Genomic DNA, 25,123 nt, shown 5'->3' on the forward strand with positions numbered 1-25,123 from the left:
AAACTTCTCTATGTGTATGGAGAAGATGTGTGTACCCTTATGTGAAGAAAAGCTTTATTGATTTTTTGTTTTAATAACAGAAAAGGAGGCTTTGGTAGAGCCTCCTTTTTTTGTATCGTTTTTTTAAGCAGCAAAAAAACGATAGGTAATGTGTGTGCTGCTAAAAATAATAAAATTTTTAGTATAAATGAAAAGTATTAAACTTCGGCTACTAATAAGTAGCTTGCTACTGCTGTGTAATGTGGCTTTAGCACAACAAGTAACTGTGACAGGTGTGGTAAGTGAACAGGGGGGATTCTCTCTACCTGGAGTCTCAGTTATCGTAAAGAATTCAACTAAAGGAGTACAAACAGACTTAGATGGTAAGTATGCTATCGATGTAAATGAAGGTGATGTGCTTCAATTCGAGTACGTAGGTTTTAAACCTCAGTCTATTACTGTGACTAAACAGCGTGTAGTGAATATTAGCTTAGTAGAGGATGTGATAGGTTTAGATGATATCGTAATCGTGGCTTATGGGGCTCAAAAGCAAAAAGCTGTAGTAGGTGCAATTAGTCAGATCAAGAGTGATGCTCTAGATAAGCAAGTGTCTACTTCTGTAGTGTCTGCACTACAAGGAACAGTAGCTGGAGTGAATATCATAAACTCTAACTCTCAACCTGGAGAGAGCCCTACAATACGCATTCGTGGTATCGGTTCTATCAATGCATCAGCAGATCCATTAATTATATTAGATGGAGCTCCGTATTCAGGCTATATTAGCTCGATAAGTGCAGATCAGATAGAAAGTATCAACGTGCTGAAAGATGCGTCTTCTACAGCCTTATACGGTTCTCGTGGAGCTAATGGTGTAATCCTGATTAAAACAAAAATGGGTAAGCTAAATAGCCAACCAGACGTGAATATCAAGTTGAGTTCTGGAGTAGCATTCGATGCTGTGAAAACACACAAGGTATTAGATACTCGTGGGTATACACAGTATCTGTGGGAAGCCAGAAAGAATAACTATCAGTATGTGCTAGGCCAAGATGAAGAGACAGCACGTAGAACGGCTTCAGATGGGTTAGTAAGTTATTTTGGTTATAATCCATTTGGAACAGATCAACCTGTGGATTATAATGGTAATTGGACAGTTAAGAATCCGTTGTTATGGGAGACAGACTGGAAAAAAGAATTGCAGAGAAACCAAGCGTTTAGAAATGAATACAATTTTAATGTAGCAGGTGGAGGTGATCGTACGACTTATTTCCTTTCAGGTAACTACTTAAACCAAGATGGAATGATCAAAACTTCTAACTTTGAACGTACGACTGTTCGTCTTAATATAGAAAGTCAAGTGACAGACTGGTTACAATTAGGAGCTAATACTGCGTACTCTGCTTCTAATCAAAACTTCCCTGTACAGAGTGGTACTAACCTTTATAGCCCAATGGGATGGATCTATGCTATGCCTAGTGTATATCCTGTATATAAAAGAGACTTAAATGGACAAGTAGTATATGATGCTCAAGGAAGTCTGATCTATGATTATGGTAATGCTTCTAGTAAAGATATTAATAGTGTTCGCCCTATCATGAGTGGTGAGAATGCAGCAGGGATATTACAAAACAATAGTACTGTAATTAGACGATCTACGACGAGTTGGAATGGTTTTGCTAAGTTAGATTTGGCTGAGGGGTTATATTTCAGAACTAATCTGTCTTATGAAAAGTATGACTATGACAATAAAGAGTACAACAACTCTCAGTATGGTCAGGCATCTAGTGTGAATGGTCGTGTACTTAGATTCAAGGATACGTCAGAGACATTGAACTTTATTAATGCATTGCACTACGATAAGACATTAGGTGAACACCATATTGCAGTAGATGGTATCTACGAGGCTTATAAATTTAAGAAAGATTTCTTTAATGCTTCTACTACAGGATTCTTACCTGGTAATACAGAGATAGGGAGTGGTACCTCATTAGAGGGTATCAATGGATATGATGTAGAGGATAGATTGACTAGTTATTTAGGAAGGGTGAGTTATGATTATGCAAATAAGTATTTTATAGAAGGATCGTTTAGACGTGATGCAAGTACTCGTTTTGATAAATCTGTTCGAAAAGGAAACTTCTACTCAGTAGGAGGATCTTGGATAGTGTCATCAGAAGATTTCTTAGTAGACAATAATACTATTGACTTATTAAAATTAAGAGTTTCTTATGGTGAGCTAGGAAATAATAATATCACAGGGAAGTATTTTCCTTACTTAAGGTTATTTGATACAGGTTATAATCAGTTAGATAATCCAGGGGTTGTATTAGGTGATTTAGCTGATCCATATTTGACATGGGAGAAAACAGCTTCATTCAATGCTGGTATCGATTTTAGTTTGTTTAACAATAGAATAGAAGGATCGGTTGATTATTATAAAAAGCGTTCTATAGATTTATTATTTGCTATTCCACAAGCTCCTTCTACTGGTAACTTAGAGATATTATCTAATGCTGGAACAATAGAAAACTATGGACTAGAGGTAAGCTTGACTTCTCATAATATACGTTCTGGCGATTGGAAATGGGATACTTCACTTAATTTCTCTATTGATAGAAATAAGATTAAATCACTGACGCAAGACAGTTTTATCAGTGGGTTAAATAGATGGGCAGAAGGTCGCTCTCTTTATGATTTCTATTTGAGAGATTGGGCTGGTGTAGATTCTAATGATGGATATGGAATGTGGTATAAGGATGTAGTGGATACAGATGGTCAAGTGATAGGAAGAGAAACTACAAAGGACTATAACGAGGCAACGCGTTACTATAATAAGTCTGCTCTTCCAAAACTAGTAGGAGGATTTAATACGGCTTTATCTTATAAAAACTTTGATTTTAGTGCATTCTTTAATTTTAGTTTAGGTGGTTATATTTATGATAATGATTATTCGGGATTAATGAATGGTATGTCTATAGGATATCAAAGTTCACCTGATATAGTTAATCGTTGGCAAAAGCCGGGTGATATTACGGATATCCCAGTACTTATTAACTCTACAAATAACTTTGCTGCAACATCTACTAGATTCCTGTATAAGAATGATTATTTAAGATTAAAAGCATTAACACTTGGGTATACTTTACCTATCGAAAGTTTAGGTAAGTTTAAATTAAAACAAGCAAGGGTATATGTGCAAGGAGAGAATTTATTGACTTTCCAGTCACATAAAGGTATCGATCCAGAGCAAGCAATTAACGGGGTGACTAACTATCGTGTGCCTCTATCTGCAACCCTATCTGTTGGATTAAATATTAATTTCTAAAAGAGTAAATACGTGATAAAATCAATAATAAAAAGTATCGTAGCTGTATTGTTTATTAGCACAGTTACAGGATGTTCATCAGATTTCTTAGATGATCCAAAACCAAAAGATAGTATATCTCCAGAAGTAGTCTTTGGGAGTAAAGAGGGGGCGACCTCATTCTTATCGGGAATTTTGAGATTACAGAGAAGCACTTTGATTAATGATGAAGCGTCTGGATTACATAGTATTTTATTTGCTCGAAGTGTAAAAGGAGCAGATTTGATACAAAAACAGATTTGGTTTGGCTCAGATTATGACTACCAGGTGTATTTAAGTACAGGGACTAGATCTAAGTTCTCATGGCGATTGCCTTATAGAATCATAGATCAAGTAAATAACTTTATTCAAGGAGTAGAAGAGAGTACAAAGATTAGTAAAGAAGATAAAGATGAGTTAATAGGTCAGGCTCTAGCTCTTAGAGGATATTATTACTTTCAATTGGCAATAGAGTTTGGAGATGCTTATTTATCTAATCAAAACGTAACATTTCCGCCGATATATACAGAGCCGACTACTATACCTAATCCATTTTCTACTAAGGAAGAGTTCTTTACTAGAATAGTAACTGACTTAGAAGAAGCTTCGTCTAGACTAAGAGGAGGTAGAATAAATAAATCGTATATCAATAAATCAGTAGCTCAAGCATTTTTAGCTCAAGTATATCAATATATGGGTAAATGGGATCTAGCTAAGAAGAATGCGAATGAAGCTTATGGAGGAAATATACTAAAAGTATTGAATGCAGAAGATTACAACAAAGGCTTTGATACGATGAGTGCGACAGAGTGGTTATGGGCATTGCCTCAGAGTGCTGATCAGTCTGTGTATTATAAATCACATCCACACGCTATGATGGATCATATAGCGGTAGCTTATCACGGTACGTTTATCAATGATGAGTTTGTGAAATATTTTAGCCCAACAGATGTGCGAAACTTGTTTAGTAATTTTTACGAAAAGCCTAAAGGAGATTGGCAAGAGTATGTGACTTCTAAGTTTAAATTCACATTCGAAGCTGATTTACCAGTTATCAGATATCCTGAATTGGTATTAATAGAAGCTGAAGCAGAATATCATTTAGGCAATGAAAGAAAGTCAAAAGAGATATTAGATGCTATTCGTCTAAATAGAGATGCAAAAGCTAAAGCTACAAGTGCTACTGGTACAGCGTTACTAGATGTAATCTTATTAGAGAGAAGAAAAGAATTATATGGAGAATGCGGAGTAGAGTGGTTCGATGCTAAGCGATTATTAAGAGGAATCACTCGTACAGGTAATCACAGAACTGTAGTATCTCTTCCTGCACAGGATAAACGCTTCCAGTTAGTCATTCCTCAAGAAGAGTTAGATGCTCGTAATTAATTGAATATTTATTTTTAAAAAAAGTATCCATTTTAGAATGGTATTTGGTTGTTGTTTTTAGTTAGCGTAAGAGGTTGTCATTCGTGACAACCTCTTTTTTTGTGTGGGTTGAGGTATAAAAAAAACACCTCTACTAAGAGGTGTTTTTGCTTATTGTGTAATCTCTCTAAAGAGACTTTCTAGATTTTTGTTTTTTACTTGCATGGATAGTGTTTTAAGTCCATTCTCTTGAGCGAAGTCATATACAGTAGGTCTATAATCATTATCTATAGGGAACACTAATTCCCACTGTGTGTCATGAATATGATTTGCACGGATAAGGTTAGGGATTCTATCTATAAACTGAACCTCTATTTTAAAGTCAAATTCAACAGCTATTATCTGTTCATTTTGATTCTCTAACATAGATGAAAGCATTTGATCTGCTACTATTTGTCCTTTTTTGATAATAATCACACGGTCACAAATAGCTTCTACTTCTTGCATAATATGTGTAGAAAGAAACACAGTTTTGTCCTTACCAATGTTTTTAATTAATTCTCTAATTTCTACTAATTGATTAGGGTCTAATCCTGTTGTAGGTTCATCTAAGATAAGTACCTCTGGATCGTGAAGAAGAGCGGTGGCTAATCCTACACGCTGTCTATATCCTTTAGATAATTCACCTATTCGCTTATGCGCTTCAGGGGTTAGACCTGTTAGGTTAATTACTTCGTCAATTCTACTTTTAGCTACTTTATAAATATCAGCATTGAACTGTAAATACTCTCTCACATACATCTCTAAGTACAGCGGATTGTGCTCTGGTAAATAACCTATAGAACGTTGTACATTTCGCTGTTCTGTCTCTACGTTAAAGTCATTGACATAAGCTTGACCTTCATCACTGTGAATGTATGTCGTTAGAATCTTCATTAGTGTAGACTTACCTGCCCCATTAGGGCCTAAAAAGCCAGCTATTTGACCCTTTGGGATAGAGAAACTAATACTGTCTAAGGCTTTCTGTTCGCCATAAAACTTGCTTATATTTTTAACCTGTAGTGACATTATTTTGATTTATATGATAGTAACAAAAGTATATATTTAATGTGAAAATCCGAAAGAAACACTGAATACAATAATACCTATTACAATCAATGTGATAAATACATATAGCCAATCTTTCTCTAAGAAAAACGATAAAAGTGATAGAAATATTCTAAGCACAGGTGTTAAAAATAAAAGTAATATCCCCAAGAAGATAATAGACTCTCCATCTACCTGGGCTACTCCTGAAAAAATATTGTTTATCACGTTGATTATATTATCATCTTTTTCTATAAAATTAGTGAAGTTTACTTGTTCACTTCCTTTATTAGAAAAAAGAATAATGCCTCCTATACCAGCAACAGATAGGGCAGTCCATACTCCATATCGCAGTACATTACCAATTATAGATTGTAAGTCTGTGTCTGAAAATTTAGTTGTTCCCATAATCTTATATATTACCTGTTACTCCGTTATAAATCATATTAATCGCTAAAGCTAAGATTAGAAAAGCAAAGAATACTTTTAGTTTTTTAGGGTTGGCTTTTAGAAGTACTTTGGCTCCTACCATTGCCCCAACTAATACACCTATTATTACAGGCATGCAGATAGAGGGTTCTATATATCCTTTTTGAATATAGATAACAGAGCTAGCAATAGCTGTTACTCCCATCATAAAGTTACTTGTCGTAGTAGATACTTTAAAGGGAATCTTCATAATAGAGTCCATAGCAATTACTTTAAAGGCACCTGAGCCAATTCCTAATAGTCCAGACATCATTCCTGCAATCCCCATCATGCTAAACCCTCCAATAATATTCTTCATACCATATTTTACAGTCGTACCACTAGGGGTAGGGTATGAACTTACTAGTTTTAAGTTATGGGCAAGTTTGCTAGAGTTCTCTGGAGTGACTAAATGGTCTTCTTTTTTTCGAAGAGAATTGATAGAGGAAAAAGTAAGAGTTAATCCAAAAATAACTGCCAGAACAGAAGTATTTGCATTGGTAGAGATGATAGCTCCTATAACTGCACCTGCAGTAGTTGCTATTTCTAGAAACATTCCTAATCTCATATTGGTAATTCCTTCTTTGACATAGGCTGAAGCTGATCCTGAAGAAGTCGCTATTACAGCAACTAAGGCAGTTCCAATAGCATAATGCATATCAACACCTAAGAATACAGATAACAAAGGAATGATTATTATACCGCCTCCTAGTCCTGATAAAGAGCCTATGAAGCCTGCTGCAAATGCTCCTAAGAACATGATCAGCGTGAAAGTTAATAAGGTCATTTTTTATATTATTTTGTTCTTAAGTGGTTAAAAGTAATTATTTATCAAATAAATATCGAATAAAAGGCCAACTTTATAATTTAAAATAATATATTAGAGTCTTTTTTTGACAGTTTTGGTAAGTACAAAACCAAAGTTGTAAAAACGTCATTATATGTAAATACAAATTAATAATTAACCAATGGAAAAACTAAACATTAACAAGGATTGGTTGTCTTTATTCCAAGGACAAAATCCTGCAATAATTGCAGGTCCTTGTAGTGCGGAAACGCCAGAGCAAGTCATGAGAATCGCTAAGTCACTGCCAAAAGAGGTTAAAGTCTATCGCGCTGGGATTTGGAAACCTCGTACTCGTCCAGGTGGATTTGAAGGAGTAGGTGCCATTGGATTGAAATGGTTACAACAAGTTAAAGCTGAGACAGGAATGTTATTAGCTACTGAGGTTGCAACCGCAGAACACGTACAATTGTGCTTAGAGCACGATATTGACATCTTATGGATTGGGGCACGTACTGCCGTAAATCCTTTTGCTGTTCAAGAAATTGCAGATGTACTTAGAGGTACTGACAAAGTTGTTTTGTTAAAGAATCCAGTGAATCCGGACTTATCTTTATGGATGGGTGGAGTAGAGAGACTTGCAGAAGCAGGTATTACTAAATTAGGAGTTATTCACAGAGGGTTTAGTACTTATGAGAAAACGAAGTATCGCAATATCCCTGAGTGGCAAATCCCAATTGATCTAAAATTACATTTACCTAATATTCCTATTTTCTGTGATCCATCACATATTACAGGTAATAGAGATAAAATATTAGGTGTATCTCAGCAAGCATTAGATCTTAACTATGAAGGATTAATGATAGAGACACACTGTGATCCTGATAATGCATGGAGTGATGCTGCTCAACAAGTAACACCTGATCAACTAGGAGATATTATTTCTAAATTACAAGTGAGAAACGTAACGGATGAAACTGAAGAGTTCTTACAACAAATACAAGCTCATCGTATCCAAATCGATGATATGGATAGTAAGTTACTTGATCTATTGAGAAAACGTATGGCTATCTCTGATGCTATCGGAACATTGAAGAAAGAGAAAAACGTAGCTGTATTCCAACAAGATCGTTGGTTGAAAATTCTTGAAAAGATGCAAGAAGAAGGTAAACATATCGGATTTACAGAAGAGTTTATCACTGCTATATATACTGCTATTCACCAAGAGAGTATTCATAGACAAGATAAAATTATCAACAAATAGTAGTTGGTAATGTGAATTATAGAAGGGCTTTTACAGATGTAAAGGCCCTTTCTTTGTTTAAAGTATTGTATAGTAATGAATCAGGTTAACTAAGAATTGTCTTTAATCCTGTTTAAGGAACATATTTTTTGAAGTATATTTGCCATATGAATGGTATAGTTTACAAATCAACAGGCAGTTGGTACTCAGTGAAAGGTGAAGACGGCGTATTTTATGACTGTCGAATTAAAGGTAAGTTTAGGATTAAAGGTATTAAAAGTACTAATCCAATTGCTGTAGGTGACCATGTTCGCTTTGAACTAGAAACTACAAACGATGTTACTACGGGGGTTATTAATGATATAAAACCTCGTAAGAATTATGTCGTTCGTAAGTCTGTAAACTTATCTAAGCAAGTACATATTCTTGCTTCTAACATTGATACTCTATTCTTAATTGTAACCATAAATAATCCTGTTACGACTACAAGTTTTATTGACAGATTCTTGGTGACTGCTGAGGCTTATGGAATTAAGACAGTATTAGTATTTAATAAAATAGATACTTATTCTGAAGATGCTCTAGATGAGCAGTTGTACATGCAGTATATTTATTCTCAGATTGGTTATGAATGTTTAAGAGTATCTGCTGTCACAGGTAAAGGAATAGATGCTATTAAAGAAAGAATGGTAGGTAAGGTATCTACATTTACAGGGCATTCTGGAGTAGGGAAGTCTACTTTAATCAATGCTATAGAACCAGGATTACACTTAAAGACGGCTCAAATCTCAGAACAACATCAACAAGGACAGCATACTACGACATTCGCAGAGATGTTTGACTTATCATTTGATGCTAAGATTATTGATACTCCAGGTGTTAGAGGATTTGGTGTGGTAGATATGGAACCACAAGAAGTAGGTGACTATTTTCCTGAGTTTTTTGCTTTAAAGGATCAGTGTAAGTTTAATAATTGCTTGCATAGAGAGGAGCCATACTGTGCTGTAAAGGACGCATTGGATAGAGATGAATTAGCTTGGTCTAGGTATAAGACTTATATTCAGATTCTAGACGGAGAAGAAGAACATTATCGAACAGATATATATAAAGATGGAAAGAACCAAGACGAATAGTCTTGGTTTTTTGTTTTTATTTTGTATTTTATTAAGTTTTTTTTAACGTATATTGCGTGGTATAATTTAATAACTAAAAGAGAATGAAAACTAAGTATCTATTGCTATTTTTATTCATATACTTTTCTGCTTTATCACAAGATAACTACAATGTATCTAAGATAGAGCAAGATTTTATAGATAATGCATATACAGTCATAAATGAGAATATTGTAGACTTACAAATTTTTTCTATTGATAAATATACAATCAAGACAAGGAAGGTCGTAACTGTTTTCTCTGAGAAAGGTCTTAGTAGCCTTGATTTTAGTGAGATTTATGGAAGAAGTAATAAGATAAAACAGATTCAAGTTACTCAACTAGATGCTCAAGGTAAAATAGTTAAAGTATTCAAACAAAAAGATTTTAAAGACTATTCACTTAGTCAAGGAATGGCTATTACTGATATAAGGGTTCTTACTTTTGAGTTTAGACCAGTTCAGTATCCTGTAATATTTATATATGAGAGTGAAATAGAATCTCGTAACACTGCTTTTTTGCCAAAGTGGCAACCTATACAATATTTTTCTGAGTCGATTTTACTTTCTACTTTTTCTATAGAGAACAGTAGTGGTATTGTCAGTACTCCCTTGCTATACAATCCTGACTTTACGAAGATTACTAAAGTTGATCAAGGAAATAAAGTTACCTATACTCTCAAAGATTTTAAGGCAGTGACAAGTGAGAGTAATATGCCAAGTTCTAATAAGCTTTTGCCAAGTGTAGTTGTTACTTTAGGACAGGTCTCACTAGAGGGAATAAAAGGAGAGTTTACTAATTGGGAACAATTGGGTAATTGGTATTATCACAATTTTATTAAAGGAACAGAAGCTTTAACTCCGGAGACAATTAAGAAGGTAAATGAACTGACAGCAAATTTCACAGATGATATGGCTAAAGCTAAGGTACTTTATGAATATATGCAGAGCCATACACGTTATATCAGTGTACAGTTAGGAGTAGGAGGTTGGAAACCTATGTTAGCTAATGATGTTAAGAGATTAAATTATGGAGACTGTAAAGGGCTTAGTAACTATTATCGTGCCTTATTAAAAGTAGTAGGAATAGAGAGTTATCCAGTGGTGGTCTATGGTTCATCTAGTTCAATAGATATAAGAGAAGAGTCAGTTTGCCTTCAAGGCAATCATATGATTATAGCTATTCCTCTTAAGCAAGGCGGTTATCAATGGGTGGAGTGTACTAATAATCAACTGCCTTTTGGGTATATAGCTGGCTTCACAGATGATCGTCAGGTATTAGTAGTGAAGGAGAACGATAGTGAAATCGTGAAAACTAAGGCGTATACTAGAGACGAAAGCACACAGATCAGTAAAGGAATTTATTCTCTTAAAGTTAATGGAGATATAGAAGTTGCTTTAGATATTACATCTAAAGGAGGGCAGTTTGATAATAGAGTAGAGATGTATTATGCCAATTCCAGAGATAGGGAAAAGTATTATAAGCAAAGATTCTCTTCTTTTAATATTAATGAGTTTAAGGAGATTAATCTAAGTATTGATAATAATACAACATCGTTTGATGAGAAGTTCTCCTTTACAGGTGCTAAGTATGCAACTAAATTAGGAAATAGATTAGTGTTTTCTATTAACGGATGGAATGTAAGTAATAGTAATTTAAGTAATAGTAAGAATAGAAAACAACCATTGTATATCAGTTCTTCTTGGAAGGATGAGGATGTAGTAGAACTAGAGATTCCTGAAGGATATGTAGTGGACAATCTTCCCGAAAATGTCAATCTAAATACTAAGTATGGTGACTATAAAGTGACTTATCAGGTGCGAGACCAGAAGATATATTACACTCGTTTAAGCAGTGCAAATGAAGGATTATTTACTGTAGAAGATTATGATTTATATCGCAAGTATAAAGAAGAGATTCAAAAAAATGACCAAGCAAAAATAGTGTTGAAATTAAACCAATAAGGGTTATGAGAAAAGTATTACAGTTTACCATCAGTTGTTTAATTTGTGTGTGTACATATACTACACAGGCGCAGAACTTTTTAGGAAAAGTCACTGTTGAAGAATTACAAGAGACAGTAGATAAAATTGATCCAGAGGCTGAAGCTGCTGTTCTTAATGAGTATGGACGTGTATATTTTGATTATATTCCTAATGTTGGATTTAAGTTGGTTAGAGAAGTAAGTCGTAAACTTAAGATATATAAGAAAGAAGGACTGTCTTTGGCAGATTTTCAAGTTTCTTATTATATTGGGAATAAAGTGCTTGAGTCTGTGCGTATAAACGATGTATATACTTATAACTTGGTTGATGGAAAAGTACAACGAACTAAGATAAAGTCAAGCGCTATCTTTGACGAAAAACAAGACGAGAATTGGAAAACAAAGAAAGTCGTTGTACCAGACGTACGTGAAGGCTCTATAGTAGAGTATAGTTATACTGTGACTAGTGACTATTTTAGTTACATTCCCTCATGGGATTTTCAGAGAAGTATCCCTATTCATAGTACTGTATATGAGATTAAGATACCTGAATATTTTATTTATACTTCTAGAATAATGGGTGAAGCTAAAATCGATTCAAAGAAAACATCGGAGAAGAAGAGACTTTATCTTTCTAATGATAGAGGACCACAAGCACCATATTTTGAGTATACAGAATCTACAGGTATTTATAGTACAAGCAACGTAAGTTCATTAAAAGAGGAACCTTTTGTATCTAATATAGACAATTATCGATCTAGTCTTAAACACGATTTGTCAATTATTCGTTTTCCTAACGAGAAACCGAAGAATATATCGCTTAATGAAGGTGATTTAGTGAAGTCTATCTATGAGAATTCTTCTTTTTCAGGGCAGTTTAAGATGGATAAACCACTGAGTAAATTAATCAACTTAGAAGAGTATAAGAATCTAGATAATAAAGCGAAAATAGAGAAAGTATTAGCAAAAACTAAAGACATAATCTCATGGAATAAGAAGAATGGTTATTATTCAGAAGATTTAAAGAAAGCTTTAGAACAAAAGACGGGTAACTATGCTGATGTTAACTTTACTCTACTTACGATGTTGCGTTACGTAGGGATAGAAGCATATCCTATCTTAGTTAGTTCTATAGAGAATGGTATTAGTATATCACTACAGAAAACTTCTTATAACAGAGTGATTGTAGGAGCCATGTTAGATGGACAGGTTATTCTATTAGATGCTACAGAGAAGTACGGTAGCTTAAATGTGATTAGAGTAAATAATCTAAATTGGAAGGGACTAATGATACAGGACAAGGATAAATTTAAGGAAATCGATATGATACCTAATTTTTATTCTGTTACTTCGGAGAATTATACATTAAGTATTAATGAAAATGGAGTAACTATAGGAAGAGGAACAGAGCAATATAGAGATTATTCTGCATTATGGCTTCGAAAAGATATGGAAGGTAAAGGTGATGATGCGATAACTAAGATTTTTGAAGAAAGTTTTGACAATGTTGAGGTGGGAAATATAAATGTACAAGAGAAAGAGAATTCATTAATGCCCTTATCTGTAAGATTTGGTATGTCTAAGAAAGATGGATGTACAGTAATAGGAAATGAGCTATATGTCAAGCCGAGCATATTTTATAATTATAGAACGAATCCTTTTACTGCAAAAGAGAGAAAACTTCCTATTAATTTTATTTATCCTTTAATTTATATCTATAAATTCTCAGTAATTATACCACAAGGATATGAGATAGAATATTTACCAGAAGCATTAGATTTAAAAGATGATGAAATAGAGTTGGGGTTAGATTATAAAATACAGAAAGAAAACAATAACGTTACTTTCATTATACAATTTACAAGAGGAAGTTTTATAGAAGCAAAGAACTATTCTAAAGTGCAAACATTCTACACAAAGATGTTTGAAAAGTTAGAAGACCAAATAATATTTAAAAAGAAGTAAATTAAAACCAAGACGAGTAGTCTTGGTTTTTTTTATGTATTTAAAGTAGTAGTCTGATTAATTAAGAATCTTTTTGGTGTAAGTCCTCTTGCTATGTTGTATAATTGTGGTAAATTTTGACTTTATAATTACTACCACAAAAAATAAGATAATGAATAAAATAGCCTGTTTTTTATTTGTATTAATATGTTGTCTACAGACACCTTCTTATGGACAAGATTTCTTAGGAAAAGTAAAGCCAGCTGAATTAGCAGAGCTAAGTAATACCTCTTTCGTTAAGGATAAAGCGGTCATACTACAAGAAGAAGTTAGAGTAGATTTTGAATATTCTGATGAATATGGTTTTAGAGTGAATGAGACTGTATCACGTAAAATCAAATTATATGATGAGGTAGCTAAGGAAAAGTTGAAGTTCGTGGTTCCTTATGCACCTAAAGGATACGCAAGAGAGGATATGACTATTAATGTATCTAATATATATCGATTGGTAGATGGTCAAGTGGTAAAACAGAAATCTCCAAAACAAAATCTAATTGATGAAGATAAAGGTAATTGGAGAGAGAAGGGAGTGAGTTATAATGATGCGAAAGCAGGAGATATTATAGAGTATTCGTATATTAAATCTACAAACTATATAGATGAGTTACCAGAGTGGTATATACAGAGTGATATGCCTAAAGAAAGCGCCAGTTATAAAGTAGTAGTACCAGAGTACTTTTTATATAGCATCATAAAAAAAGGAGATATAAAACTAACAGAACAAGAGTATAATAGAAGAGTCTCTTTTCGTGGGGTGAATGGCTTTATGATTAAGTCTGAAATCAATGCTATAGAAAAAACGTATAAAGCACAATTAGTACCTTCTTTTATTGTAGAGCCTTATCTAGATAATCCTGCGAACTATATTTCAACAGTGCGCTTTGATTTACAACAAGTACAGTTCCCAGGTAATTCTGCGGAAAAAGTAATGCAAACGGAGAAAGAGTTTTATGCTGACTTACTTAAAAATAGAGGGTTTGGTAAAGAATTAAAACAAGATAAGTTTCTTAAAAAAGAAATTAACCTAGAAGAATATAAGGGACTAAGTATAGAAGCTCAGATTTCAAAACTATTAAATGTAGTACAGAGTCGAGTAACATGGAATCAAGAATATGGACTTTTCACACAGAATGGTATCAAAACTACTTTCTATAAAGGGACTGGAAATAGTGCTGATGTGAACTTACTATTGACAGCCATGCTAAGATATGTTGGTATAAAAGCTAATCCAGTATTATTGAGTACTAGAAGTAATGGTGTGAAAACCGCTTGGCAACGCAACTATTATAACCATATTATTACTGCTATAGAAGCTGATAATAGTATTTATTTAGTAGATGCTACGAATAAGTATACGACTCTTAATATCTTATCATTAGATGATTTAAATGGTACAGGTACTATACTATACGACACTGGGGCTATTATTAAAGTGAATCTAATGCCTCAGTTCATTTCTAGTAAAGAAGTGAAGTATCAGATCACTCCTAATTTGAATGGAAGTATTTCAGGTCAGATTATAGAGAACTATAAAAACTATCGTGCTCTAGAGTTTAGAAATATGTATGATGGTAGTGAATGGAGATTTGGGAAGTGGTACGAGAGTCAGTACGTAGGGATGAATGTAAGTAGTACACGTGTGTATAATGGTGATAATAATGAGAAGGATGTAAGAGCAGTATTCTCGTTCAGTAAGCAGAATGGTGTATTGTTTCTTAATGATAAGTATATTATTAATCCATTTCAGTTCTACCCATTGTATTCTAATCCATTTAAAAACGAATATAGAAACAATCCTATTTACATAGGGTATCCAGAGTTAGACAATTATCTAATGGGCATAGTGATTCCAGAAGGGTATAAAGTAAGTACTCTACCTCAAAACTTTACTTTAAAAAGTGAGCAGACAGGTCTAGAAGTACAAACTAAGTTTGAGGTAAAAGACAATCAAGTACTGTGTAGTTTGATTTTTATTAAAGCTAAAGGAGTGATTGATTCAAAAGACTATGACAGCGTGAGAAATGTGTATACTCAATTATTAGAACAGTTAAAAGCACAAGTTACCTTAGAGAAGAAATAAAAATAAGGCTACCTGATTCAGGTAGCCTTATTCAATTATTATTAGTAAAGAGAAAATAAAGTGGAGCAATAACCACTTGTTATTTTACTGAGGAGTGAGTATAAATACTCCGTAAGTAGAGGTGTTAAATATAGATTTTGAAATCTCTTTAATGTCTTCAGGAGTGATGCTATTTAGTATTGCATCATAATTATTAAAGTCTTCAAGAGAACCAAAGTTTAATAGAGTTTCTCTAAGTTTTTCTACCCATTGGAATGTACTCGTATCTGTTAGATGTAAGCGTTTATTATTTAGAATGGTCAATTTCATTTGTTCTAGTTCTGTTTTAGAAATACTTTGTGTTTGAAGTGAATGAATAACTTCTTTAGCTAAGGTCTCTAATTTATCTATATCATCTAAAGAGGTAGAGAAGAATAAACTAACAGAAGTTCTAGGCTCAGGGTAAACTTCTACGTCTAGAGCGGAATAAGGAGAATATACTAATCCTTCTTTTTCTCTCGATAGTGTTAAGAACTGGTTGTTAAACATCTCTCTCACGATATGAGCCATCATGCTCTCTTTTAGAGTAGGTTTAATTGTTCCATTGAATACTATTGTGACATCAGGTCTTTCGATATCACTACTCGTTAGTGTAGCTCGTGTTATTTCTTCTTTTACGAATGCCTTAGATGAATTAGCACCGTTTTTATCTACTTGCTTTGGAGTATTATTTAAAGCACCGAAGTAAGCGATCGCCTTCTTCTTGATATCATCTGTATCAAAATTCCCTGCGATAAGTACATACACTTCTTCTAGATTAGCAAATGATTGATTGTATAAAGTAAAGAAACTATCTAGATTAACTTTCTTCCAGTCTTCTATCGTTGTGAGCTCTTCAGAGAATAAACTACCTTCTTTTTTATATTCTTCTATTTGATGTCCTATTTTGATAGCAGGATTATCTAATAAAGAAGAAGACTTAGTAGTTGTATCTATAGAAGAGACACTTTCCTCTATATATTCTTTAAAATCCTGTTGAGGTGTGATATAGTCATATAACTTTCTATACGTCCATTCAAAAAGGTCTTTGCTATTTCCTTTTCGCGAAGAAGTATTGATAATGCTAGCATCCTTATTTATACTCACGAGTGTAGATATCTCTCTATCAGATCCCGCTTGCATATATCCGTCATTAGTAAAGCCGTGTATCCAAGAAGAGTCTATAAAATATCCAGCATCTTGATAATATTTTTGTTCAGATGTAGGTATTTGATTTAGCCCATTTCTTGTGAACAAAGTCATGATATAATTATCATCTGTTGCCTTTGTTGGTTTAATACCTATGCGTAGCCCATTCGCTAATGTTAGTTCTGTAAGGTTGATATCCGCATATAGCTGTTCTTTTACAGCTATATCAGTTGTTGCTTTTTGTATAGGAGGCATTGTTCTCCAGTGGAAAGAACCACGTGGTCTTTCGTGCGTCTTCTTTTGTTTAGTAGATTTGAATACTAATGTTTTTGTACTTCCTTCATTCCAATACTTGTTTAGTTCATCAGCAGAGTCTATGGAGAACAAACTATCATTATATGTAAGTAGATATAGGTTCTCTTGATCAGTAGACCATGTGTTACTGTGTTTGCTTTCTATATCCTTTGTGGTGATAGTAGGAAGTAATTCAGTTAGTAAAGCATGTCTATCTATCGAAGATAAGTAGTGGCTATTCACTACGACCTGATCAACATAAGCATTGGTGATATAAGCAATGTCTTCGTCTTCAGAAGGAACAGAATGGTTCAGTAGATGTTGCTTATAATGTTCAAGCTCTTTTTTGTGAATACCTTTTACAGACATTGTGTTTACTGTACTAGCTACTAAACTTATGCGGTTCTGTAATTCTTCTACTGTCTTAGCCTGTATTTCTATGGCATTTTCATTTTTATTAGGTAGATACCATAGACTGTGAGCAGTAGCAGTGCTTTTGCTCATAGACAGTTTCTTATTGATCCATTGTTTATAGATTTGTTCTATAAGTTGTTGTCTGTAATCTTCTTTAGAAGCTAAGAAAGGCGCTTCTGTAAAGCGAACTATTTCTAATTTATTAGAATTTATAGTCGCATTGCTCTGCTTTTCTAATAAGTTAGTATAGACAGGGCTAAAAGTGTTTTCGCTTTGTTTTCTATCTAGATTCGACTGCCCTTTAAAAGAACTGAAGTATTTGTTTATTTGCTCTATAGCATCTTTAGTATTCACCTTACCTACGATGATTATAGTAGCTAGAGCAGGATTATACCATCGTTTATAGAATGCTCTAAGCTTTACAGGATCTAGATTTAGAATCTCTTTTTCAGTAGCGATAGGCAATCTATCTAAGTGAGGAGTACCTTCTAGTTTTTTGCGGTTAAATAAAGGCTCTGTACCAAAGTCTTTAATCTCTTGGATAACGATTCTTCGTTCTTTTTCTATTCCCTCATTATGGAGATGTGACTTCCCTAAGAAGTTAGCTAGTATATTTATTGCTAAATCCTGTTGTTTGATATCTAAGAGAGACAGATCATATACGGTGCGCTCATAAGTAGTATAAGCATTGATATCTCTCCCAAACTGATAGCCTAAACGCTGTAATGTATCAATAGCTTGTCTACCTGGGAAGTCATCACTACCATTAAAGATCATGTGTTCTAAGAAATGAGCAAATCCTTTCTCATCATCGCGTTCTTGTAGTGATCCTACATTTAAGACTAGACGATATTCTGTCTTCTGTTGAGGTATAGGATGGATGATATAGTTTAGCCCATTGTCTAATGTTCCATAAATTGCTTTTTCTGCTTTAGGCAATGGAGAAAAAGTACCTTGCCCTACTACAAGCAGAGGGCAAAGTACTAAAGCAAAGAAATATAGTATTTGAGTACGTTTCATTATTTTAATTTGTATTCTGTTTTAACTTGGATATATCCATCAGCATTGTTATGAATGAATATAAACTCAAAAGTAAACTTACTATCTGTCAGTTTAGCTTTTGATTCTTTCCAAGTATAATTGTCATAATCGTCTTCTATTATTTGATCTACATTGATATGATGTGCAGGGTTAATAGAACCTCCCATTTCATAGTTTTCAGTAGCCATTAAATCTCCTGCATCTAGTAGTTTTTTAAACCTATCCCAAGCAGAATATTTAAACTCAAAAGGTACAGCTAGATATTCATCATTATATAAGTTCTTTAGTGTTGATATAAAAGATACTTCTTTAGTATTAATATCTATGGCGATATGGTTAAGTGTCACCTCAAATGACTCTGTAGAAGTACGTGTTAATCCTACAGATTTCATTACTTCTTTGTTTTGTGGAGGAGCATCAGGTCCAGGGTTATTCCAAAACTCTAAATCATCAATAGTTAAGTCTCTAAACATTTTGTAGAAATAAGCCTCCAGTCCCATAGCATTAGAGGTCATTTTAAGAACAGGTTTATCTGTTGTGGCTAATTCGCTTAGTGTTATTATCGTCTTACCTGTTAGAATAGTAGTATAAGGTAGGTTAAATACTTCTTGTACGCCCCCTCCAGGATATTTAACCTCTGTAGTGACATTTATTTCTCCTAGTAGAGGGTATAAATCCAATCCTTTTTCTTTATAACCGTCTAATAAAGCAATCTGTTCTTTCGTTAGCTCATCTATAACACTCAAGGGTAATACTGTAAAAACAAGAGGTTTTTCTAAAGGAATAGTTGTATTGTTTTCTACTAAATTTAGTTTTATTCTTTTTGCTTCAGTGATAGTACGAGCTGTTTTACTTTTAAGTGTAATTACTGCTTTCTTCTCACCTGGAGCAAAGGTTATAGTTTGATTCTTTAATTCTAAAATATCTTTGCCTTGCTCTTGATTATCTTCCAGACCAAAAGTTAAAGTGATGGTCTGATGTGTTTTTTTAACTAGTAATACTTCTATGGAGATCTCATCTTCCCCATTGTTTTTTAGCACCGTGTTTTGGGTAGATAGATGAACTTTATTTTCACCTAAGTATTCTTTAGTAACCCCATCATCTTTACTACAGCTACTTAAAGATAGTGTAGTTAGGAGTAGTATAGTGAATGACTTTACTATATGTTTAAAACTTGTTTTCATCTTACTTTGTTTATTTGAATGAAGGCCAGCCTTTGTTTTGTTGAGCATTGTTATTATATCTCAATTCATTCATGGGTATTGGCCATGTCCAGCGATAGTCATTAGGTTCTATCTTGATAATGATAGTATTGCTATCTTCTTTTTTTCGTTCTATGGGTGTATTCCATCGTTTTAGATCAAAGAAGTTGTTCTTTTCTCCAATGAACTCTTTTTGTTTTTCGAAGTGAAGTTTATGACGTAGTTCTTGTTGACTAGGCGTATCTTCTATGTTAGGCTGATTAATAGCAGATAAGAATGTATTGAGAACTTCTTTTGCTTGTGCTAATTTATTTTGTTCTAAAAGACTCTCTGCTAAGATGAAATATGCCTCTGTACTGCGTATCATCACCACATCTCTAGGGTCTTTATCTAGTTGTGACCTTTTGTATTTACCTAGAAGAGAACGCTCTATTTTGTCCTCAGCAGTCGCTTTCATACTGTGTTTATATTGAGATATGGCATATCTAATATCGTCCAAGTCAAAATTATAATCTTCATTGATGTAAAGTAGATCCCCTTGGTTATCTTCGTAATATAAGTAGTGATTAGGATTATCTAGGTTGTTGTATAACCAGTAGATATTAGTATTATCTGAAGCCCAAATATTGCGATAATCCTCTGTTGAGGTTGGAAGTTTAGCTCCATCATTTACAAGTTTTTGTGCAATAGCTTCTGCTTTTGCATACTCTTTCTCATACATAGCGACCCTTGCCTGTAGTATCCTGATCCCTTTCTCTTTGATAAAGTAGTTTTGATGTTTACCAGATTGCTGTATTAAATCTAGACCTTCAGATAAGTATGTTTTGATTAGTTTAAGAGACTCTTCTTGAGTTAGTCTAGCTTTTTCTTCTACGATTAATTTATCTTTAGCGATAATACCTAAAGCTGTAGGGTTATAACGTTCAGAGAATAGTTGTAATAAATCGAAGTAATTATAAGCTTTTAAGACTAAAGCAGAACCTTTAATGTACTGCCAAACAGGGTCCTGACTATTGAAGTTGTGATCTGATTCTAATAGTACGTTTAGGTGGACGATGGCATCATAGTGATTATTCCATATCGAACTACTATTAATCGATAAGGTTGTTTCATCCCATTTATAAGTGAGGCTACTTCCTTTTAGATAATTAATTAGATAGGATGGCTGTAGATCTTCTGTATATAAAGTATAATCTTTAGGTTGTATAGGTGTAGCTTTATATGCCTGTGATAGTACTCCATAAGCTTTGATAGGTGAATTGATAATATCATTTCCAGAAATTTCGTTCTCAGATTTATTTTCTAGACTGCATCCCCATAGAGAACTAAATACAAATAAGTAGAATATTTTTTTAATCATTAGAAAGTAGCATTAAGAGAGAAAGTTAATATTGGCTGTAATACATCATTTAGAGAACCTCTATCTGTCTGAAAACGGTATGTGTAGATATTATCTGCTTGTACACTTAGCTGTAGGGATTTAAAATACTTATTGATAAAGTTATTATTGCCTAAGTTGTAACTAAGTTGTATGTAATTTAGCTTGATAAAGTCTGTTTTATATATTGTTCTATTATTAGCAAAGCTTTGAGAATAATCTTCTGCATTGCTTGGTAGTTTTTTGATAGGATAAACCTTATCTTCATCTCCTACTTCAAACCAGCTATCTTGTAACTGTCCCTCTATGGCATTTAAATGAGATTTGCTATAGTCTCTCACATAAGACTGATCATACATTTTCTTACCACCGAAATTATAGTTGATATTTATATTTAATGCCCAATTTCTATAAGTGAAGTAGTTGTTGAAAAAGCCGTTATAAGGAGCTATACTGTAGCCAATACGTCTGAAGTGATTTGCATTTTTTGGCTGATTTAGATCTATTACATGACCATCATTATCTATGTATTCTGGTACTCCTGTTAATGGATGTATACCATTAGTTTGCAGCCCATAGATGATACCTAGAGGTTTGCCTACTTCGTATTCTGGTATTACAGATTCTTCTGTTAGATATATTCTATCTGTACCATAAAGTGATTTTACCTTATTGGCGTTATAGGATAAGGAAAGAGAAGTATTCCATCTAAAATCTTTTAGCCTGATAGCATCTCCACTTAACATAAATTCTATCCCTCTATTTTCTAGTTCTCCTATATTTTTAGTAAATGTATTAAACCCATTACTCATAGCTATAGGCATAGATAGTATAGCATCTTTTGTTGTGTTTTGATAGAAGTTAACTAATAGACTTAGTCTTTCAAAGAAGCCGAAATCTACGGAGTAGTTTATAGAGTGAGTTTGTTGAGGTTTTAAATCTTTATTAGGTATTCCTTGTAGCACTAATAATCTATAGTCTCCATAGAATGTATTAGGATTGCTAAAAGTAGACTCTATATCTCTTATTGAGATTCCTGTCATACTTGCTGTATATCCTAATGAGGCTTTAAATTTCAAATCAGTTAGTATATTTTGATTCTTGAAAAAACCATAGTGAATAGGAGACCATCCTATTCCTGTAGACCATGCATCATTCCATCGTTTACTTGAAGGTAAAAGGGAAGAACCATCTCTTTTGAAACTTCCATATACATCATAAGTTCCTTTATAAGTATATCCCAACGCAGCTCCAAAACCAAGTTGTGTATTCTTTATTTTGCTTCCTGAGTTTTTAGGAGCATAATCACCTGTTAAAGAGTTGTTGATACCCGATAGACTACTGATTTCATCATCTATTCCATGACCTTCACCCCCAATAACTTTTGTATTCGTAGTATAGTAATCCATATTTACTCCTAAGAAAATATCATGGTCGCCTAATTGTTTTTGGTAATTAGCACGTAGATTATATGTAAAATCGAAGTTCTTGCTATCAGAGTCAGATATAAAGCCTTTGGCATTGTTAGGCTTTTGCTTTTGACTATAGGCAGTACTAAGGATCCTTTTATAAGTTTCGCTTAATGAATAGTCTGCACCTATTACCCCTGCTATGTTTAATTCGGGCAATATATCCCATTGCATTACCATGGAACTGCTAAATCTTTTACTAGTCTGTTTTTGTTTGTATTGATTGATTAAGTCAGCATAAGAGCGATCTGAATAACTCGTTAGTTTTGTCGAATGCTTTGTTTCATAAGGATTAAGCATAAAGGCTAATGAAGTAGGATCATTATCCATTCCATTTTCAGTATTGGTAGTCGAAAGCCCAAAACTATTGTTAAGAGATAAGGTTAGATTAGGAGCTAATATATAATCTAAATTAGCACGTGCGGTTATTTGATTGATATCATTACCAGGTATACGACCACCTTGTTTACTGTAATTCAGCGAGTAGAAATAAGAGTTTTTTTCGGTACCACCTCTTACACTAAGGTTATGAGATTGGAAATAATTAGGCTTTACTAATTCTTTAAACCAATCTGTATTAATTCTTCTTAAGGAGTCTAATTTGTGTTCTCCTTCTTGTAGTTTCTGCCTTAGAAGAGGACTGTTCTGATATGTACTATTGATATATTCTGATGAGTATAGATATCCAGGAGTAGCAGGATTTTGCATTCTGCGTTCGAATGCTAGTTTTTCATCAGTCTTCATCATATTAGCTGTTCTTTCCCCTCTCATTGTTACTCCTTGTTTCATAGCATAGCTAATAATCGGTTTACCATCAAATCCCCTTTTAGAGGTTAATTCGATAACTCCATTAGCAGCCTTAATACCATATAGAGCGGTAGCAGGGGCATCTTTTAATACCTTAATAGTGGAGAAGTCATTAGGATTAAGAGTCATAAAAGTCTCTGTCGAAATCACAATTCCGTCCATTATAAACAGTGGTTCATTGGCATTTCCTTGATAGTTAAAAGAAGAATTACCTCGTAATCTTATCTCTGGTTTTTTGCCCAGTTCTCCAGAGTAAGTAACAGTAAGACCTGCTACTTGTCCTTCTAATAACTTAGCTATATTCAACTCTGAGCGTTGACTCAGTTGTGTCATGTCTACTGTGATTACAGAACCTGTACTATTACGAATGTCGATATCATTGATATTAGTCGATTTTCGGATGATCAGTTCATCTAATTGTTTTGTAGTGGGTAGTAGATAGATTGTTTGACTTCCCTTTTTTAATTTCATTTCTAGATTTTCATAGCCTTCATGGCTGATGATAACAGAAGAGTGATAGAGCTCAGGAATTTGGAACTCTCCTTTTTCATTAGTGAAAAAGGTATCTCCTGAGGCTAGTACAGTGATTATAGCTGTATCTAATCCTTTTTTAGTTTCTAGATCTAAAATCTTACCTGTGAATACAGGCTCTTGTGCATAGACTCCAATTGCACAAAATAAACTGATTACGAGAGTAGTAATAGTTCGTAGTGGAGTAAGTAGCATAATGGTGTGTTATAATTAAGACTAATTCTAAATTAAAGTGCAAAAGTAAAGAGTTTTTTTACTTTTCAAAATGAATAATGACTTTATTTAGATTAGTTATGTATTAAAAAACTACAATAAGCGAGTTTTTTACAAGGTAAGCTTAGTTATACTATAGGTTTTTTGTTTACTTATTTTACTGTTTATTAGGTGTTTGTTTTCTTTTTGAGATTAGGTTTATTGCTTTTTATGTGTTGTTTATTATTTAGAATTATTTCTTATAATGTAGAAATTCTTAAGGTTAGAATGATGTCTAAATAGGATGTGATTATTTAGAATACAGCTCTTGAGTAGCTCGAAGGTTTGTAGTGGTATGTTAGGTATATGTGAATGATAGAAACTATTTGAGTATATAGTGAGTCCGTTATTTTAGCCCCAAAAACGGACTCACTACGGACTCATAACGGACTCACTACGGACTTAGGTAGAACGAAAGCAACACGAATTCAGTAGAAAGATACATGAGTTTGAATTGTTAATTTCGTAAATAATGTGTTTTTTATTTTGTTAAAATAAAGTTTTATTTGTTTTATTTTTGCTCTTTTTGATTTGAAGCTATCTATTGTGTTTAGGTAGTGTGTTATGTTTAAAATTAGAATATATGGGAATGATTAGTTGCTCTAAGCATGGATTGAGTGGTATACTATCTTGTATGGGGCAAGACCTAGTAGATAAAATACAATTAGGAGAAGAGGTGCTATCTACAAGTCTGTGCAAGATAAAAGTAGTGATGCATATCGATATAGAGGATAAACTAGAATTTAGTTATGTCTTAAGTCTAGAGACAAAGGATAGATTAAAATTAGCAGATAGATATGAGATTAGTAAAGACGAAGATTTAACTTCTTTAGATAGTCTTTATAAGTCATTAGGCGTTATCTGTGTAAGATGCTTTGCAGAGTACCAATATAAAGACGCTTTTAAAGGTTTTTTAATAGGAGCAGAGGTCCTATAATATCTGAATGCGTTTAAAGTAGAAACATAATATCTTGTGTGTCCCCCAAGCTATGTCACCTCATACAGATTATAGGCAGTTGAGATAACACAAGTATAGAGGTAGTTGTATGTGTTTGGATACAGTGGGAAGAGATGCAATATC

Annotated in this window: 15 protein-coding genes; 8 read left to right on the forward strand and 7 right to left on the reverse strand. The window is 33.5% G+C overall.

Translation table 11 applies throughout. The annotated features are described in order from the left end of the window. Positions 1-187: 187 nt before the first annotated feature. On the forward strand, positions 188-3,304 hold the full coding sequence (locus AABL87_RS14505; RefSeq protein ID WP_006262860.1) for a SusC/RagA family TonB-linked outer membrane protein: 3,117 nt from the start codon (positions 188-190) through the stop codon (positions 3,302-3,304). A 12-nt stretch (positions 3,305-3,316) separates the two neighbouring features. Further along, positions 3,317-4,708 carry a RagB/SusD family nutrient uptake outer membrane protein gene (locus AABL87_RS14510; protein WP_073145453.1) on the forward strand — a complete coding sequence of 464 codons (1,392 nt, stop codon included), beginning with the start codon at positions 3,317-3,319 and terminating at the stop codon, positions 4,706-4,708. 150 nt (positions 4,709-4,858) lie between these two features. Here AABL87_RS14510 and gldA read toward each other — a convergent pair whose 3' ends face one another. From gldA to AABL87_RS14525, 3 genes are read right to left on the reverse strand one after another with little or no spacing between them, the layout of a single operon-like run. After that, positions 4,859-5,755: a gliding motility-associated ABC transporter ATP-binding subunit GldA gene (gene gldA, locus AABL87_RS14515; RefSeq protein WP_006262862.1), complete on the reverse strand. Its 897-nt coding sequence runs from the start codon at positions 5,753-5,755 to the stop codon at positions 4,859-4,861. Positions 5,756-5,791: 36 nt separating this feature from the next. Beyond that, positions 5,792-6,181, reverse strand: coding sequence for a DUF1634 domain-containing protein (locus tag AABL87_RS14520; protein WP_006257235.1), 390 nt, complete (start codon positions 6,179-6,181; stop codon positions 5,792-5,794). A gap of 4 nt (positions 6,182-6,185) precedes the next feature. After that, positions 6,186-7,028: a sulfite exporter TauE/SafE family protein gene (locus AABL87_RS14525; RefSeq protein WP_006257234.1), complete on the reverse strand. Its 843-nt coding sequence runs from the start codon at positions 7,026-7,028 to the stop codon at positions 6,186-6,188. A gap of 181 nt (positions 7,029-7,209) precedes the next feature. Here AABL87_RS14525 and AABL87_RS14530 point away from each other — a divergent pair, with 181 nt between their 5' ends. The 5 genes from AABL87_RS14530 (at position 7,210) to AABL87_RS14550 (ending at position 15,487) form a co-directional block, all read left to right on the forward strand. Continuing rightward, positions 7,210-8,289 carry a chorismate mutase gene (locus AABL87_RS14530; RefSeq protein ID WP_006257233.1) on the forward strand — a complete coding sequence of 360 codons (1,080 nt, stop codon included), beginning with the start codon at positions 7,210-7,212 and terminating at the stop codon, positions 8,287-8,289. Between the two features lie 146 nt (positions 8,290-8,435). Further along, a complete protein-coding gene (gene rsgA / locus AABL87_RS14535; RefSeq protein WP_006257232.1) occupies positions 8,436-9,401 on the forward strand; it encodes a ribosome small subunit-dependent GTPase A in 966 nt (321 codons plus the stop codon). Positions 9,402-9,484: 83 nt separating this feature from the next. Next, the gene (locus tag AABL87_RS14540; RefSeq protein ID WP_006257231.1) at positions 9,485-11,383 is read left to right on the forward strand and encodes a DUF3858 domain-containing protein; all 1,899 of its coding nucleotides are present in this window, start codon (positions 9,485-9,487) and stop codon (positions 11,381-11,383) included. A gap of 5 nt (positions 11,384-11,388) precedes the next feature. After that, positions 11,389-13,368 carry a DUF3857 domain-containing protein gene (locus tag AABL87_RS14545; protein WP_006257230.1) on the forward strand — a complete coding sequence of 660 codons (1,980 nt, stop codon included), beginning with the start codon at positions 11,389-11,391 and terminating at the stop codon, positions 13,366-13,368. Positions 13,369-13,519: 151 nt separating this feature from the next. Further along, positions 13,520-15,487, forward strand: a complete 1,968-nt coding sequence (locus AABL87_RS14550; protein WP_006257229.1) for a hypothetical protein — start codon at positions 13,520-13,522, stop codon at positions 15,485-15,487. 84 nt (positions 15,488-15,571) lie between these two features. On the opposite strand, the gene AABL87_RS14555 is transcribed toward AABL87_RS14550, so the two are convergent. The 4 genes from AABL87_RS14555 to AABL87_RS14570 are packed head-to-tail and all read right to left on the reverse strand — an operon-like array spanning position 15,572 to position 23,985. Further along, positions 15,572-18,382 (reverse strand): M16 family metallopeptidase, encoded by a 2,811-nt coding sequence (locus tag AABL87_RS14555; protein ID WP_006257228.1) that lies wholly within the window; start codon positions 18,380-18,382, stop codon positions 15,572-15,574. Further along, positions 18,382-19,587: a DUF4929 family protein gene (locus AABL87_RS14560; RefSeq protein WP_006257227.1), complete on the reverse strand. Its 1,206-nt coding sequence runs from the start codon at positions 19,585-19,587 to the stop codon at positions 18,382-18,384. Before AABL87_RS14560 ends, AABL87_RS14555 begins: the two co-directional genes overlap by 1 nt. A gap of 10 nt (positions 19,588-19,597) precedes the next feature. Next, on the reverse strand, positions 19,598-20,965 hold the full coding sequence (locus AABL87_RS14565) for a RagB/SusD family nutrient uptake outer membrane protein (RefSeq protein ID WP_341277538.1): 1,368 nt from the start codon (positions 20,963-20,965) through the stop codon (positions 19,598-19,600). Beyond that, positions 20,965-23,985 carry a SusC/RagA family TonB-linked outer membrane protein gene (locus tag AABL87_RS14570; RefSeq protein ID WP_006262871.1) on the reverse strand — a complete coding sequence of 1,007 codons (3,021 nt, stop codon included), beginning with the start codon at positions 23,983-23,985 and terminating at the stop codon, positions 20,965-20,967. The genes AABL87_RS14565 and AABL87_RS14570 overlap by 1 nt, the downstream gene beginning before the upstream one ends. 640 nt (positions 23,986-24,625) lie before the next feature. Here AABL87_RS14570 and AABL87_RS14575 point away from each other — a divergent pair. Next, the gene (locus AABL87_RS14575; protein ID WP_006257224.1) at positions 24,626-24,979 is read left to right on the forward strand and encodes a hypothetical protein; all 354 of its coding nucleotides are present in this window, start codon (positions 24,626-24,628) and stop codon (positions 24,977-24,979) included. Positions 24,980-25,123: the final 144 nt, after the last annotated feature.

The organism is Myroides sp. C4067 (assembly GCF_038039665.1).
Lineage (GTDB): Bacteria > Bacteroidota > Bacteroidia > Flavobacteriales > Flavobacteriaceae > Flavobacterium > Flavobacterium odoratimimum.